Consider the following 15,339-nt stretch of genomic DNA (forward strand, 5'->3'; position numbering starts at 1 on the left):
CGGTGACGGTTCTGCGCATCCGCATGGTCGGCGACCCCGTCCTGCACCGGCCCACCCGGCCCGTCGAGCAGGTGGACGACGGGATCCGGACGCTCGTCGACGACATGTTCGAGACGATGGCCGCCGCGAACGGGGTCGGCCTCGCCGCGAACCAGGTCGGGGTGGACCTGCGGCTGTTCGTCTACGACTGCCCGGACGAGGAGACGCGCACGATGCGGCGCGGCCTCGTCGTCAACCCGGTGCTCGAGACCAGCGAACGCCCGCAGGTCATGCCGGATCCGGACGACGACGAGGAGGGCTGCCTCTCGGTGCCGGGCGAGAGCTACCCGACCGGCCGGGCCGACTGGGCCCGGGTCACCGGCACCGACCTCGACGGCGAGCCGGTCGACGTCGAGGGCCGGGGCTTCTTCGCCCGCTGCCTGCAGCACGAGACGGACCACCTCGACGGCCACCTGTACCTGGACCGGCTGATGGGCCGGAACCAGAAGGCCGCGAAGAAGATGCTCAAGCAGAACGGGTGGGGCGCGCCCGACGACTCCTGGGACCCGGCGACGACCCCCGCCGAGGACGTTCCCCGCGGTTGAGGCGAGCCGGGCCTCCTCCCGTGGTCCGACTCCCGACCTGCGAGAACCGTACCTCCGGCCGATGCCGGGGGCGGCGTCCCGGGAGCACTGTGGAGCCATGGTGCTGACGATCCTGGCCGTGGCCCCCGTCCTCGCAGTCCTGCTCGTGATGGCGGCCCAGCCGCTGTTCGAACTCCTCGACGCCCGCGCGTCCGAACGCGACCGGGCGGCCGGTCGCACGGCGCCCGAGAGCTCGCCGGCGGCGCTGCCCGAGGACTACCCGCTGCCGCACGCGCCGGTCGCGTTCCCCGAAGCGCTCGGCGACGTCACGCCCGGCGTCCGGATCCCCGTGCAGCGCGGGCCGCTCCCGCGGGTCCACGCCGCCGGGTGAGCGGGGCTCAGCCGACCAGCCGGTTCTCCCAGGCCCACGCGGCGATCTCGACCCGGTTCCGGGCGTCCAGCTTGGACCCGATGTTGGTCAGGTGGGTCTTCACCGTGGACAGCGAGACGAACAGGTCGCCCGCGATCTCGTGGTTGGTCCGGCCGCGGGCGACCGCCCGGACGACGTCGAGCTCCCGCGCCGACAGCGCGACCGCAGGTTCCGCGCGGGGCGGCGGGGGCTCGGTGAGCTGCTCCAGCAGGCGCACCGTGACCGATGGCGACACCAGCGCGTCCCCGGCCGCTGCCGCCCGCACCGCCTCCACGAGCAGGCGCGGCCCGGCGTCCTTCAGCAGGAACCCGCACGCACCGGACCGCAGCGCACCGTAGACGTACTCGTCCAGGTCGAACGTCGTCACCACGACGATGCGCGGCGGTGCCGGGTCCGCGGCGAGCGTCCGGGTGGCCGCGATGCCGTCGATGCCGGGCATCCGGATGTCCATCAGGACCACGTCCGGGCGCAGCTCTCGGGCGACCGCGACGGCGTCGTCGCCGGTCCCGGCCTCGCCCAGCACCTCGATGTCGCTCTCCGCGGAGAGGATCAGCCGGAACCCGGTGCGCACCATCTCCTGGTCGTCGGCCAGGACGACGCCGATGCTCACCGGGCACCGTCCAGCGGCAGCTCGACCAGCACGGTCCAGGCCCCGGGTCCGTCCGGCCCGACCCGCAGCGTCCCGCCCAGCACCCCGACCCGCTCCGCCATCCCGGCCAGACCGAAACCGCCGCGTCCGAGCGCCTGCTGCGTGCGGTCGGGGGCGCCGCCGTCGTTGCGGACGGTCACCTCCAGCGACCCGTCGCGTCTCAGCAGCGCGACCCGGACTGACGTCGCGTCCGGCGCGTGCCGGTGCACGTTGGTCAGCGACTCCTGCACCACCCGGTACGCGGTCGCGCCGACGCCCGGGGGCAGCGCGCCGAGCGCGGCGTCGCGTTCCAGCACGGTGCGCGTGCGGTCCGGGTCGAACCGGTCGACGAGCTCGTCCACGTCGGACGGGCCGTGGGCGACGGTGCGGCCGGCGTCCTCGCCGCCGCGCAGCACCCCGACCATGCGCCGCATCCCGGCCAGCGCTTCGGCGCCGGCCCGCTCGATCGACTCCAGCGCCGGGCCTGCCTCCTCGGGCCGGGTCCTGGCGACCGTGACGGCGGCCTGCGCGGCCACCACGATCCCGGTGACGTGGTGCGCGACGACGTCGTGCAGTTCGCGGGCCAGCTCCAGCCGTTCCCCGGTGCGGGCCTCGGCCAGCCGGGCCTCGCGCCGCACCCGGACCTCGCGCAGCACGGCGGCGACCGCGACCGTGCTCGCCCAGCCCAGCCCGGTGACCGCCACGCTCATGTTCCAGTCGACACCGTCCGTGGCGAACCGCAGGGCCGGCATTCCGACGATCACCAGGAACGCGCCGGCGGCGGTCAGGACGGCCACCCCGCCCGCGGCGACGCGGACCGTCGAGACGGTGACGACCGCCAGCGCGAAGAGCTCGGCCAGCGACACCTCGGGGGGCCCACCGGTGACCACCGCCGCCAGCGAGAGCAGGGCGGAGAGCACCATCGCGACCGCCGCCGCAGCACTCCGGGACCAGCGGTACCGGGAGAGGGTGGCGGCGGCCACCAGCGCACCGGCGACCGGGCCCGAGTACGCGAAGGTCCCGGGGTCCGACAGGCGGGGGGAGGCGAGCACGTCGATCCCGAGCCAGAACAGGTAGGCGAACGCCTCGCACGTGAACAGCAGCGTCCGCGACCGGGCGCCGGGCCGGGCCGCGGGCGCCCCGTCCCGCGGGATGACGGCGGTCGGTCCGGACATGGCGCTCACCCTAGGGCGGAGATCGGCGGCCCGCCCTCGGCCGGAAGTACGACGCGCGGACGGCCGGAGACCGTCCCGTGGTCCGACGCGCCGGCCCCCTCCCGCACGGCACCGTCGTGACCATGCTCGACGTCCTGATGAACACCGCCGCCGTGATCGGCGGCGTCGTCCTGTTCCTGATGTTGCTGACCGTCGCGGCGCTGCCGTTCCTGCAGGAGTGGGGTGAGCAGCGGTGACGGCCCCACGGGCCGCCGCTGCGGCCATCGGCCTGGTCCGCGCCTACGGCGAGGGCCGCGGCGCCGTCCGGGCCCTGGACGGGATCACGATGTGGCTCCCGGCGGGCCGGTTCACCGCGGTGATGGGCCCGTCGGGATCCGGCAAGTCGACGCTCCTGCACTGCCTGGCCGGCCTCGACCGGCCGAGCGCCGGGCAGGTCCTGCTGGGCGACACCGACCTCGGTGCACTCGGCGACGCCGCCCTCACCGCCGTGCGGCGGGACCGGATCGGGTTCGTCTTCCAGGACGGCAACCTGCTGCCGCACCTCACCGCCGGGGAGAACATCGATCTCGCGGCGTCGCTGGCCGGTCGTCGCCCGGAGCGCGGGTGGCGGGCGGAGCTGGTGGAGCGGCTCGGGATCGGCGACCGGCTGCGGCACCTGCCCGCGGAGCTGTCCGGCGGGCAGCGCCAGCGCGTCGCGGTCGCGCGGGCCCTGCTCGGACGCCCCGAGCTCGTCGTGGCCGACGAGCCGACCGGCGCGCTGGACACCACGTCCGGGCGGGAGCTGCTGGGCCTGCTGCGCGGGTGCGTCGACGAGTACGGGCAGACCGTCGTCATGGTCACCCACGATCCGCTCGCCGCGTCGGTGTCGGACCAGGTGCTGCTGCTGCGGGACGGCGACGCGGCCGGACGCATCGACGACCCGACACCGGACGCCGTCCTCACCGCGCTCGGCGGGCTGTCGGCGCCGGCCGGGCCGACCGGGCCGATCCCCCGGACCGGTCCGGCACCGTGGCCGCGCCGCCGGTCCGCGGCGGTGGGGTCGTGACGGCGATCGGGAACCCGGCGACCCGCGCGGCCGTCGCCGGGATCCGCCGCAGTCCACGCCAGGCCCTGCTCACCGGGCTCGCGGTGCTGGTCGCGACGGTGTTCGCGGCCGCGTCGGTGCTGTTCACCGGGACCATGCGGGACGCGCTGCTGGGCGACGCGGTGCAGACCCCGCCCGCGGCGGCGTTCGTCGTCGACCGGCCCGCCGAGCCCGACAAGGGGGCGGCGGCGTTCGTCGACCGGATCGCGGGCGTGCCCGGGGTCACCGGTGTCGTGCCGGTGTACGAGGGGGCGTTGCCGGTGACCACCGGGGCGACGACGGCGCGGTGGCGGGTCGGCACCGACCCTGGCCCCGGCCCGATGTCGGTGCGGCCCGCGCCGGTGCGCGGGCACGTGCCCGGCCCGGGCGAGGTGCTGCTGGGCACCGCGACCGCGGACCGGGCGGGGCTCGTCCCCGGTGCCCCGATCACGGTCGGGGACCGGGCGTTCACCGTCGGCGGGATCGCGCCGCTCGGCACGGAGGCGACGGACACCGTCCTGCTCACCCCGGTCGACGCCACCGCGCTCGGTGCCGATCTCGGACTGTCCAGGATCGACGTCGCGGGCACCCCGGACCGGGCCGCGCTGGACGCCGCGGCGGGCGACGCCGCGGTCCTCACCGGCGACGAGGCGCGGGCCGCGGAGAGCGATGCCGCCTCCGCGTCGGTGACCGCCGTACTCGCCGGGCTGTCGGTGTTCGTCGGGATCGCCCTGGTCGCAGCCGTGATCGTGGTCGGTTCGACGTTCCGGATCGTGCTCGGCCGCCGGACCCGGGAGCTGGCGTTGCTGCGCTGCGTCGGGGCCGGGCGCGGGCAGCTGGTCCGCTCGGTGCTGGCCGAGGCCGCGGTGACCGGGCTCGTCGCGGGCCTCGCCGGGACCGCACTCGCCGCCGGGGGCGCCTCCGCGACGCTGGCCGTGCTGCGGGCGTCCGGCACGGAGGTCCCGGGGCTCGTGCTGCCGTGGTCACAGCTGGCCGGGTGCGTGCTGCTGGCGGTCGCCGCGACCGTGGCGGCGGCGGTGCCGCCCGCACTCACGGCCGGCCGGGTGCCGCCGGTGGTGGCCCTGGGCGCCGCGGACAGCACCGAGGCGCACGCGCCGCGCGCCGCGCGCCGGCTGCCCGCGGTGGCGGTGCTCGTCGTGCTCGCCGCGGGTGTCGCGGTGCTCGGCCTGTCCACGGGAGACTCCCTCGGCGCGCTGGCACTGGTCGCGCTGAGCGGGCTGATGCTGTTCGCCGCGCTGGTGGCAGCGGGCCCGTTCCTGGTCGCGGGCGCCGCCGCCGCGGTACGTCCGCTCGCCGGGCGGTCCGGCCCGGCCCGGCTGGCCGTCGCGAACGCCCGCCGCGTGTCACGCCGCACCGCGGCGACGACGACGGTGCTCGCGCTCGGTGTCGGGCTCACGGCCGCGCTGCTGGTCGGTATCGACGGCGCGTCGGCCGACGCCCGTGCCTCGATCGAGCGCAACTTCCCGGCCGAGGTACAGGTGGTGCCCGGCGACGACGGCCGGGACCCCGTGGCGGCCCGGCAGCTCGCCGAGCGGCCGGAGCTGCAGGTTCGCACCGACGGCACCGACGTGCTCGTCGACGGCGCGCCGGGTGCCGCCCCGGAGGCGGTGCGCACCGCGGTCGCCGAGGCCACGGGCGGCACCGGGGCGACGGTGATCTGGGCGGCCGACGTGCGCGCCGAGACCGAGGAGGTGTTCGGGACCGTGCGTGCCGTGGGAGCGGGCCTGGTCGGGGTGACGCTCGTCGTCGCGGTGGTCGGGGTCGGCGTCACGCTCGCGCTGTCGGTCGCCGAGCGGACCCGCGAGATCGCGCTGCAGCGGACGCTGGGCCTGACCCGGTCCGGGGCGCGGCGCACGGTCGCCGCGGAGGCGGCGCTGGCCGGGGCCGTGGGGGCGGTGCTCGGTGTCGCGCTCGGCGCGCTCTACGGGGCGCTCGGCCTGCAGGCCATGGACATGGACATGCCGGTGTCGGCGGTGCCGGCGGGCGAGCTGGCCGGGCTCGGTGCGGGCGTCGTCGCGGTGGCGGTGCTGGCGTCCGCGGCCTCGATGCGCCGCGCCGGACGGGTGGCACCCGCCCACGGCGTCGCCGCGGGCTGACCCCGGGGCCCGGTGGTCCGCCGCCCGGCCCCGCGGGGCCGGCGCGGCTCCGGACCGGTGCGCGCCCGCACGAGGGGGCGGGCGCGCACCGGAGCCGGTGTGCCGGGGATCAGCCCTTCGGCTCGAGCACGAACACCGGGATGACCCGGGAGGTCTTCTCCTGGTACTCGGCGTACGGCGGGTACGCCGCGACGGAGCGGTCCCACCACTCCTGGCGCTCGGTGCCGGACACCTCGCGCGCGACGAACGTCCCGGTCGCGGTGCCGTCCTGCACGGTGACCTCGGGGTTCGCCACCACGTTGTGGTACCAGGCCGGGTGCTCCGGGGTGCCGCCCTTCGAGGCGATCATCGCGTAGGACCCGTCGTGCTCGACGCGCATCACGGGGACGTAGCGCTGCTTCCCGGACTTCGCGCCGGTCGTCGTGACCAGGACGATCGGCCGGTCCATGACCGTCACGCCCTCGGTGGTGCCCTGCTCCAGGATCTTCTGGGTCTGTTCGCGGACCCAGTCGGTCGGGCTCAGCTCGGCATTCTGCGTCATACCGGTGGTGAACCCGGCACCCGTCGTGATCATTCCTCGCGGGCGGGTGAGAAGCGCCCGGGGGCTGGCCTTCCGCGCCGGACGGTGCCTACGGTGCCCGGGCACGATCAACTGAACACGCGGGAGCTCCGTCGCGCGGGGCTGAGAGGGCGACACACCGATCCACGGTCGCCGACCGCAGAACCAGCCGGGTAATGCCGGCGAGGGAGGACTGTCGTTCATGACGGCTGCACCGGAACACGCGCGTCCGCAGGTCACCACCGGCCCGATCACCGGGTCGGCCAAGGCCTGGGTCGAGGGCCCGGACGGGATCTCCGTCCCGGTCCGGCGGATCGCGCTCAGCAACGGCGAGCACCACGACGTCTACGACACCTCCGGCCCCTACACCGATCCGACGGCGGTGATCGACGTCGGCGCGGGACTCCCCGCGCTGCGCGCGCCGTGGATCGGGGGCCGGGAGGACGGCGGGACCCAGCTGTCGTACGCACGGGCGGGGGTGGTCACCGAGGAGATGCGCTGGATCGCGGTCCGCGAGCGGTGTGACGCCGAGCTGGTCCGCTCCGAGGTCGCCCGCGGCCGCGCGGTGATCCCGGCGAACGTGAACCATCCCGAGTCCGAGCCGATGATCATCGGGAAGCGTTTCCTCACGAAGGTCAACGCCAACATCGGCAACTCCGCGGTGTCGTCGTCGATCGCCGACGAGGTGGAGAAGATGGTGTGGGCGACCCGGTGGGGTGCCGACACCGTGATGGACCTGTCCACCGGCCGCGACATCCACACCACCCGCGAGCGGATCCTGCGCAACTCGCCGGTCCCGATCGGCACCGTCCCGATCTACCAGGCGCTGGAGAAGGTCGACTCGGACCCGGCGGAGCTGTCCTGGGAGGTCTACCGGGACACCGTGATCGAGCAGTGCGAGCAGGGCGTCGACTACATGACGGTGCACGCAGGCGTGCTGCTCCGGTACGTGCCGCTGACCGCGAAGCGGGTCACCGGGATCGTCTCCCGCGGGGGTTCGATCATGGCCGCGTGGTGCCTGGCCCACCACCGCGAGTCGTTCCTCTACACGCACTTCTCCGAGCTCTGCGAGATCCTGCGCCGCTACGACGTCACCTTCTCCCTCGGTGACGGCCTGCGCCCCGGCTCGATCGCCGACGCCAACGACACCGCGCAGCTCGCCGAGCTGGAGACCCTGGGCGAGCTGACCCGGATCGCGAAGAGCCACGACGTGCAGGTGATGATCGAGGGCCCCGGCCACGTCCCGATGGACAAGATCGTCGAGAACGTGCGGCTGGAGGAGGAGTGGTGCGACGAGGCGCCCTTCTACACGCTCGGCCCGCTGGCCACCGACATCGCGCCCGGCTACGACCACATCACCTCGGCGATCGGCGCCGCCCGGATCGCCGAGGCCGGTACCGCGATGCTCTGCTACGTCACGCCCAAGGAGCACCTGGGCCTGCCGAACCGCGACGACGTCAAGGTCGGGGTGATCAGCTACAAGATCGCCGCGCACGCCGCGGACCTGGCCAAGGGGCACCCACACGCCCAGGCCCGTGACGACGCCCTGTCCCAGGCCCGGTTCGAGTTCCGCTGGCGCGACCAGTTCGCGCTCTCGCTCGACCCGGACACCGCGCAGGCGTACCACGACGAGACGCTGCCGGCCGAGCCCGCGAAGTCGGCGCACTTCTGCTCGATGTGCGGCCCGAAGTTCTGCTCGATGAAGATCACCCAGGACGTCAGGGACTACGCCGAGGCGCACGGCCTGACCAGTGTCGAGGCGATCGAGGCCGGGATGGAGGAGAAGTCCGGGGAGTTCCGGGACGAGGGCGGCCGGGTGTACCTGCCGATCGCGTCGGCGGGGGACTGAGGAGTGGGTGCCCGGGGGACGGCGACCGTCCCCCGGGCGTCACGACACCCTGTGGGGTGAGCGACTACCGTCGTCGTCCGAGGAGCACGAGAAGTACGAGCACGATGCGGGAGCTCGCGGTGCGAGCGGGCTGAGAGGGCGGCTGGGTCCGGGACGGGCCGGCGCCGCCGACCGCGGGACCGGCCGGGTAATGCCGGCCAGGGAGGACCACGCCATGCCCGAGCCCACCGTCGGCACCACACCGCCGCGCGCCCTCACGATCGCCGGCACCGACTCCGGCGGCGGTGCCGGGATCGCCGCCGACCTGCGGACCTTCGCCGCGTGCGGGGTGCACGGCTGCCTCGCCGTCTGCGCGGTGACGGTGCAGAACACGGTCGGCGTCACCGGGGTGCACACGATCCCGCTCGACACGATCGCCGGGCAGGTCACCACCGTCGCGTCCGACATCGGGCTGCAGGCCGCGAAGACCGGGATGCTCGCGAACGCCGAGATCATCGAGGCCGTCGCGGCGGCCTGCGACGGCAACGGCATCGGGGCCGGGCGCGCGACACCGCTGGTCGTCGATCCGGTCGCCGCCTCCATGCACGGCGACCCGCTGCTCGCCGCCGAGGCCCTCGACGCCTACCGGCACACGCTGTTCCCGCGGGCCACGCTGGTCACGCCGAACCTGGACGAGATCCGGCTGCTGGTCGAGCACGACGTGCACGACCGCGACGGCCAGTACGCGGCGGCGAAGGCACTGCACGACCTCGGCCCGCGAGCGGTGCTGGTCAAGGGCGGGCATCTCGCCGGCGACACCGACGGCTGCCTCGACCTGCTCTACGACGGCGAGGTGTTCGTCGAGCTGCCCGGCCCGCGGTTCGACACCGGCGACACGCACGGTGGCGGGGACTCCCTCGCGGCGGCCGTCGCGTCCGGGCTGGCCCGCGGCCACGACGTCGAGGCGGCCGTCCGGTTCGGGAAGCGCTACATCGTCGAGGCGGTCCGGCACTCCTACCCGCTGGGCGCCGGGCACGGCCCGGTCTCGCCACTGTGGACGGTCCGGCCCTGGTGGGACGACCCGGCCTGATCCCCGCGGGGTCGGGCCGAGCCCGGGCGCCGTCCCCGGGACCCGGTCGCAAAAGTCGGGGAGCGACCCGCCGCGGCCGTCGCCGAGTGCCGGACACCGATGATCGGACGCCCGACCGTCGTGGCTCCGCAGATGCGGTGCCGCGCCCGCGCGTCGCTCCGCGAAGGGTACCCTGACCTGCAAAGAATCGGTCTTCGGCGCGTCGCACGCCGGCCCCGTTCCTGTATACGCTCGGCCGCGATGAGCATCTTGGGCACCCGCGTCGTCCGCACCGAGGATCCGGTCTTCCTCACGCGGGGCGCGACCTACACCGACGATCTGATCGACGAGCGGCTGACCGGAGCGTTGCACCTGACGCTCGTCCGCTCGCCGCTGGCCCACGCGACGATCACGTCGATCGACACCTCGGCGGCGCTCGACTCGCCCGGTGTCGTCGCGGTGATCACCGGCGCGGACCTCGACATCGAGCCGGCGCTGCTGTTCCCGGGCGCGAACAAGGCGATGACCCGCCCGTTCCTCGCGACCGACCGGGTCCGGTTCGTCGGCGAGCCGGTGGCCGCCGTGCTGACCGAGGACTTCTACCAGGGCGAGGACGCCGCCGAGCTGGTCGACGTGGAGTACGAGCCGCTGGACGCGGTGATCGACCCGCTGGCCGCGGTGCAGGACGAGATCCTGCTGTTCCCGGAGGCCGGCACCAACACGGCCGCCGCGTACGGGTACGACTCCGAGCCCGACCCGGACTACTTCGCCGGCTGCGAGGTCGTCGTCACCCGGGACCTGGTGAACCAGCGCCTGGCCGCGGCCCCGCTGGAGACCCGGGCCGCCAGCGCGTTCTGGGACGGCGACCGCTGCACGCTCTACATGTCCAACCAGAACGCCCAGGGCGGCCGGGACGAGGTCGCGGGCTGGCTGGGCATGGACAAGGAGAACCTGCGGGTCATCCTGCCCGACGTCGGTGGCGGGTTCGGCGCGAAGATCGGCTCCGACCCGGAGTTCGCGATCGTGGCGTGGCTCGCCCGCCGGCAGGGCCGTCCGGTCCGCTGGAACGAGTCGCGGTCGGAGAACATGACCGGGATGGTGCAGGGCCGCGCCCAGCGCCAGACGATCACGATCGGCGGCACCCGGGCGGGCAAGGTCACCCACTACCGGCTCGACGTCGTGCAGGACCTCGGCGCCTACCCGCGCCTGGGCACCTTCCTGTCGGTGTTCACCCGGATGATGGCGCCGGGCACCTACGACATCGAGAACGTCGACTCGCGTGCCCGCGCCGTCGTCACCAACACCACCTCGATCGCCGCCTACCGCGGCGCAGGCCGCCCCGAGGCGACCGCCGCGATCGAGCGGGCGATGGACCTGTTCGCGCACGAGATCGGGATGGACCCGGCGGAGGTGCGCAAACTCAACGTCGTCGCCCCGGACCGGTTCCCGTTCCAGACCAAGGGCGGGGTCGAGTACGACTCCGGCGAGTACGCCAAGGCGATCGACCTGGCGCTGGAGAAGTCCGGCTACGACCGCCTGCGCGCCGAGCAGAGGGCCCGCCGCGAGCGCGGCGACGCCCGCCAGCTCGGCATCGGCGTCTCGTCCTACGTGGAGATCACCGGTGGTGGTGCGTTCGCCGAGGACGCGTCGGTCGAGGTGCACCCCGACGGCGCCGTGACAGTGCTGACCGGCACGTCGCCGCACGGGCAGGGGCACGCGACGGCCTGGGCGATGCTCGCGTCCGACCAGCTGGGCGTCCCGATCGAGAAGATCACGGTCAAGCACGGCGACACCGACCTCGTCCCGCGCGGTGGCGGCACCATGGGGTCGCGGTCGCTGCAGACCGGTGGCGTCGCGGTGCACCAGGCGTCGGCGGAGCTGATCGACCTCGCCAAGCAGCGGGCCGCGGACCTCCTCGAGGCGAGCGTCGACGACCTGGAGCTCGACCCGGCCAACGCCGCGATCACCGTCCGCGGGGTGCCGTCGGCGAAGAGCGTCACCCTCGCCGAGCTGGCCGCGGCCGAGCAGCTCAAGGTCGACACCACCTGGGACGGCGAGAAGCCGACCTTCCCGTTCGGCGCGCACGTCTGCGTCGTCGAGGTCGACACCGAGTCCGGCAAGGTCACCGTCGAGAAGATCGTCGCGGTGGACGACGCCGGCCCGATCCTCAACCCGCTGCTCTGCGAGGGGCAGCGGCACGGCGGCATCGCGCAGGGCATCGCGCAGGCGCTGCTGGAGGAGGTCGTCTTCGACGAGGAGGGCCAGCCGCTGACCGGCACCTTCGCCGACTACGGCATCCCCTCGGCCGCCGAGCTGCCGAGCTTCGACCTCGTCGAGATGACCACGCCGACCCCGGTGAACCCGATGGGCTACAAGGGCATCGGCGAGGCCGGGACGATCGGGTCCACCCCCGCGACCCAGAGTGCGGTCATCGACGCGCTGTCCCACCTCGGCGTGACCCACATCGACATGCCCCTGACCCCGCTGCGGGTCTGGGAGGCCGTCCACTCCGCTTCGGAGGGAAGCAAGTGAAGGTAGACATCACCGTCAACGGCGAGTCGACGACCGCCGACGTCGAGCCCCGGCAGCTGCTCGCGCACTACCTGCGCGACACCGTCGGGCTGAAGGCCACCAACATCGGCTGCGACACGACCTCCTGCGGCGCCTGCACGGTGCTGCTCGACGGCGAGGCCGTGAAGTCCTGCACCGTGCTGTCGGTCCAGGCCGACCAGCAGTCCGTCACCACGATGGAGGGCCTCGACGGGGCCTCCGAGGGCCGCCCGGAGCACCCGGTCACCGCCGCGTTCCGCTCCGAGCACGGCCTGCAGTGCGGGTTCTGCACCCCGGGCATGGTCATGTCCGCGGTGTCGCTGATCAGCCACGACGACGACCTGGACGAGCGCAAGGTGCGGGAGGGGCTGGAGGGCAACCTCTGCCGCTGCACCGGCTACCACAACATCGTCCGTGCGGTGCTCGTCGCGGCCGGCAAGGACCCGGACGCCGAGCAGAAGGCCGAGGCCGAGTCCGACGCGCTGCGCACCGCGCCCGCCTTCTCCCGCGGTGAGGGGGCCGGCGCATGATCCCGCTGCAGTTCGACTACGCCCGCCCCGACACCCTCGACGACGCCATCGCGCTGCTCGCCGAGAAGGGCGAGGACGCCAGCGTCCTCGCCGGCGGCCACTCGCTCATCCCGGTGATGAAGGTCCGGCTCGGCGCCCCCGAGTTCCTGATCGACATCGGCCGGCTGCCCGAGCTGTCGTACATCCGCGTCGAGGGCGACGAGGTCGCGATCGGTGCCGGCACCAAGCACCGCGACGTCGTGGACTCACCCGAGCTGGCGGCCGAGGTGCCGCTGCTCCCGGCCGTCGCCCGCACCGTCGGGGACCCGCAGATCCGGGCCCGCGGCACCCTCGGCGGCACCCTGGCGCACGGCGACCCGGCGGCCGACCTCCCCGCGGCGGTGCTCGCACTGGACGGCACGATCGTCCTGCAGGGCCCGCGCGGGCGGCGCACCGTCCCGATCGGCGAGTTCTACACCGGGGTGTTCACCACGGTCCGCGAGCCCGACGAGCTGATCGTCGAGATCCGGATCCCGCGCTGCGGCGACCGGGGCTGGGCGTACGAGAAGTTCACCCGCCGGTCCAACGACTGGGCGATCGTCGCCGTCGCGGTGTCGGGTGACCGGATCGGCCTGGTCAACATGGGCTCGACGTCGCTGCGGGCCACGGCGACGGAGCAGGCGCTGAAGGACGGGAAGTCGATCGCCGAGGCGGCCGCGCTGGCCGCCGAGGGCACCGAGCCCCCGTCGGACACGCACGGCACCCCGGCCTACCGCACCCACCTGGTGCAGGTGCTGGTCCGGCGGGCCCTGGAGACCTCGCACGCCTGACCCGCACCACCCGCGCCGCCCCACCTGCCAGGTGGGGCGGCACCGGGTGGAGCCTCAGACGAGGCCGGCGTCCTGCGCGGCGATCGCGGCCTGGGTGCGGGAGCGCAGGCCGAGCTTGGCGAGGACGCGGGAGACGTGCGTCTTCGTCGTCCCCTCGGAGATCACGAGCTCCGCGGACAGCTCCGCGTTCGACAGCCCCCGGCCGAGCCCGGCGAGGACGTCGCGCTCGCGGGCCGTGAGCGCGCCCAGCCCGGGCACACTCCCGGGACGCGGCGCGCCCGCGTAGCGGGAGATCACCCGGCGGGTGATCTCCGGTGCGAGCACACCGTCCCCGCGAGCGACGGCGCGGACCCCGTCGGTCAGCCGGGGCGCGTCCACCGACTTGAGCAGGAACCCGGCCGCCCCGGCGGCGAGCGCCCCGTCGACGAGCTCGTCGAGGTCGAACGTCGTCAGCACGAGCACCTGCGCGGACGCCCCGGCCAGGATGCGCCGGGTCGCCTCGATCCCGTCGATGCCGGGCATCCGGATGTCCATGAGGACGACGTCGGGCCGGTGCTCGGCCGCCGCGCGGACCGCGGCGAGCCCGTCCCCCGCCTCGGCGACCACCTCGATGTCCGGTGCCGATCCGAGGATCAGCACCAGCCCGGTCCGGACGGCCTCCTGGTCGTCGGCGACCACCACCCGGATGCTCACCGCGGCACCTCCTCCGTCGCCAGTGGCAGCAGGGCGCGCACCAGCCAGCCGTCGCCGTCCGGGCCCGCGTCGAACGAGCCGCCGACGGCCCGGGCCCGCTCGCGCAGGCCGTCGAGACCGGTCCCGCCGTGCAGGCCGGGGCCCTCTGTGGCCCGCTCACCCGGCCCGTTGCCGACCTCGATCAGCAGCACCGCCGGCCGGCACACCATGCCCGTTGCCGGAGACCCGGCAGGTGCAGGAGGTGCCACTCGGCGGGGTGCGGGGCCCGGATCGAGACCGAGGCGCACCGTCACCGTGGATCCGGGTGCGTGCTTGGCCGCGTTGGTCAGCGACTCCTGCACGATGCGGTAGCCCGCGAGGTCGACGGGGGCGGGCAGCGCGACGGAGCCGCGGTCGTCGTCGATCCGGGGGTGCAGGCCCGCGGCCCGGGCCTCGTCCAGCAGGGCGTCCACCTCGGACAGGCGGGCCGGCGCGCCGCGCGGGTCGGTTGCGGCACCGTCGCCGTCGCGGAGCAGCCCGATCATCGCGCGCATCTCCCCGAGCGCGGCGACCCCGGACTCGCGCACCGTGCCGAGCACACGGCGGACCAGCGCCGGGTCCGCGCCCGGCTGCAGCGCGGCCGCGGACTGCAGCGCGATCGCCGAGAGCCGCCCGGCGACGACGTCGTGCAGGTCCCGCGCCATCCGCGCCCGCTCCGCGGCGACCGCGGCGTCCCGCTCCCGGGCCACCGCACGTTCCGCCTCGGCCGCCCGGGCGCGCTCGGCCCGGGCGAGGTCCCGGAACCGGCGCACCTCCAACCCCCAGACCAGCGGGACGCCGACGACCAGAGCCAGGTTCAGCACGCTGTAGGCCGCGGTGCGGGTCCCCGCGGTCACCAGCGTGACCAGGGCCAGGACGGTGGCGAGGACGCCGGCCGCGACGGCGACCGCCCGTGCGGTGCGGCGGGACGGGTACAGCACGGCGCAGTAGAGCAGGTCGGTGAACACGAGCACGGTGCCGATCTCGGTGCGCCCGCCGACCACCGGGCCGGCGACCAGCGCCGCCGTCGCCACCAGCAGACCGGCCGGTACCGCGATCCGCCGGACGGCCGCCGCCGCGCACGCGACCGCCATCGTGAGGACCGACGCCGTCGTCGTCCCGGTGTCCGGGCCCCACCACACGATCCCCGCCTCGGGGAGCCCCCACACGAACAGCAGGCCGACCGCGAACCAGACGGCCCCGGTCCCGGCGTCCCGCAGGACCGACGGACGACCGCCGTCCCGGTTCGCCAGGTACGAGATCACCGGCCCATCCCAGCACGTCCGGCGACCGTGCGGCGTCCGTCG

14 protein-coding genes are annotated in these 15,339 nt (G+C 74.8%); 9 read left to right on the plus strand and 5 right to left on the minus strand.

The features are described 5' to 3' along the window. The first annotated feature begins 2 nt into the window (after positions 1 to 2). Together PP1_RS19065 and PP1_RS19070 are read left to right on the plus strand one after the other, a co-directional pair. Positions 3 to 584, plus strand: coding sequence for a peptide deformylase (locus PP1_RS19065; RefSeq protein ID WP_010224081.1), 582 nt, complete (start codon positions 3 to 5; stop codon positions 582 to 584). 97 nt (positions 585 to 681) lie between these two features. Beyond that, a complete protein-coding gene (locus tag PP1_RS19070) occupies positions 682 to 954 on the plus strand; it encodes a hypothetical protein (protein ID WP_010224079.1) in 273 nt (90 codons plus the stop codon). Between the two features lie 7 nt (positions 955 to 961). Here the strand turns inward: PP1_RS19070 and PP1_RS19075 are convergent, their stop codons facing one another. Together PP1_RS19075 and PP1_RS19080 are read right to left on the minus strand one after the other, a co-directional pair. Beyond that, positions 962 to 1,603: a response regulator transcription factor gene (locus PP1_RS19075; protein ID WP_010224077.1), complete on the minus strand. Its 642-nt coding sequence runs from the start codon at positions 1,601 to 1,603 to the stop codon at positions 962 to 964. Then, entirely contained in the window at positions 1,600 to 2,796 is a 1,197-nt protein-coding gene (locus tag PP1_RS19080) for a sensor histidine kinase (RefSeq protein ID WP_010224076.1), read from the minus strand. Before PP1_RS19080 ends, PP1_RS19075 begins: the two co-directional genes overlap by 4 nt. Positions 2,797 to 3,028: 232 nt before the next feature. Here PP1_RS19080 and PP1_RS19085 point away from each other — a divergent pair, with 232 nt between their 5' ends. Next, on the plus strand, positions 3,029 to 3,841 hold the full coding sequence (locus PP1_RS19085; protein ID WP_010224072.1) for an ABC transporter ATP-binding protein: 813 nt from the start codon (positions 3,029 to 3,031) through the stop codon (positions 3,839 to 3,841). After that, positions 3,838 to 5,976 (plus strand): FtsX-like permease family protein, encoded by a 2,139-nt coding sequence (locus PP1_RS19090; protein ID WP_139323981.1) that lies wholly within the window; start codon positions 3,838 to 3,840, stop codon positions 5,974 to 5,976. Before PP1_RS19085 ends, PP1_RS19090 begins: the two co-directional genes overlap by 4 nt. A gap of 109 nt (positions 5,977 to 6,085) precedes the next feature. On the opposite strand, the gene PP1_RS19095 is transcribed toward PP1_RS19090, so the two are convergent. Next, on the minus strand, positions 6,086 to 6,517 hold the full coding sequence (locus tag PP1_RS19095) for a nitroreductase family deazaflavin-dependent oxidoreductase (protein ID WP_060576426.1): 432 nt from the start codon (positions 6,515 to 6,517) through the stop codon (positions 6,086 to 6,088). Between the two features lie 220 nt (positions 6,518 to 6,737). On the opposite strand from PP1_RS19095, the gene thiC reads away from it, so the two are divergent. The 5 genes from thiC (at position 6,738) to PP1_RS19120 (ending at position 13,321) form a co-directional block, all read left to right on the plus strand. Continuing rightward, positions 6,738 to 8,384 carry a phosphomethylpyrimidine synthase ThiC gene (gene thiC / locus PP1_RS19100; protein WP_010242033.1) on the plus strand — a complete coding sequence of 549 codons (1,647 nt, stop codon included), beginning with the start codon at positions 6,738 to 6,740 and terminating at the stop codon, positions 8,382 to 8,384. Between the two features lie 214 nt (positions 8,385 to 8,598). Beyond that, positions 8,599 to 9,453 (plus strand): bifunctional hydroxymethylpyrimidine kinase/phosphomethylpyrimidine kinase, encoded by an 855-nt coding sequence (gene thiD / locus PP1_RS19105; RefSeq protein ID WP_010242030.1) that lies wholly within the window; start codon positions 8,599 to 8,601, stop codon positions 9,451 to 9,453. 240 nt (positions 9,454 to 9,693) lie between these two features. Beyond that, positions 9,694 to 11,964: a xanthine dehydrogenase family protein molybdopterin-binding subunit gene (locus PP1_RS19110; protein WP_010242028.1), complete on the plus strand. Its 2,271-nt coding sequence runs from the start codon at positions 9,694 to 9,696 to the stop codon at positions 11,962 to 11,964. Next, a complete protein-coding gene (locus tag PP1_RS19115; protein WP_010242027.1) occupies positions 11,961 to 12,512 on the plus strand; it encodes a (2Fe-2S)-binding protein in 552 nt (183 codons plus the stop codon). The genes PP1_RS19110 and PP1_RS19115 overlap by 4 nt, the downstream gene beginning before the upstream one ends. Further along, a complete protein-coding gene (locus PP1_RS19120; RefSeq protein ID WP_010242024.1) occupies positions 12,509 to 13,321 on the plus strand; it encodes an FAD binding domain-containing protein in 813 nt (270 codons plus the stop codon). Before PP1_RS19115 ends, PP1_RS19120 begins: the two co-directional genes overlap by 4 nt. 54 nt (positions 13,322 to 13,375) lie before the next feature. Here PP1_RS19120 and PP1_RS19125 read toward each other — a convergent pair whose 3' ends face one another. After that, the gene (locus PP1_RS19125) at positions 13,376 to 14,014 is read right to left on the minus strand and encodes a response regulator transcription factor (RefSeq protein WP_010242021.1); all 639 of its coding nucleotides are present in this window, start codon (positions 14,012 to 14,014) and stop codon (positions 13,376 to 13,378) included. Further along, complete coding sequence (locus PP1_RS19130; RefSeq protein WP_083697259.1) at positions 14,011 to 15,297, minus strand: sensor histidine kinase; 1,287 nt, start codon at positions 15,295 to 15,297, stop codon at positions 14,011 to 14,013. Before PP1_RS19130 ends, PP1_RS19125 begins: the two co-directional genes overlap by 4 nt. Positions 15,298 to 15,339: the final 42 nt, after the last annotated feature.

The sequence above is a fragment of the Pseudonocardia sp. P1 genome (assembly GCF_000178675.2).
Taxonomy (GTDB): domain Bacteria; phylum Actinomycetota; class Actinomycetes; order Mycobacteriales; family Pseudonocardiaceae; genus Pseudonocardia.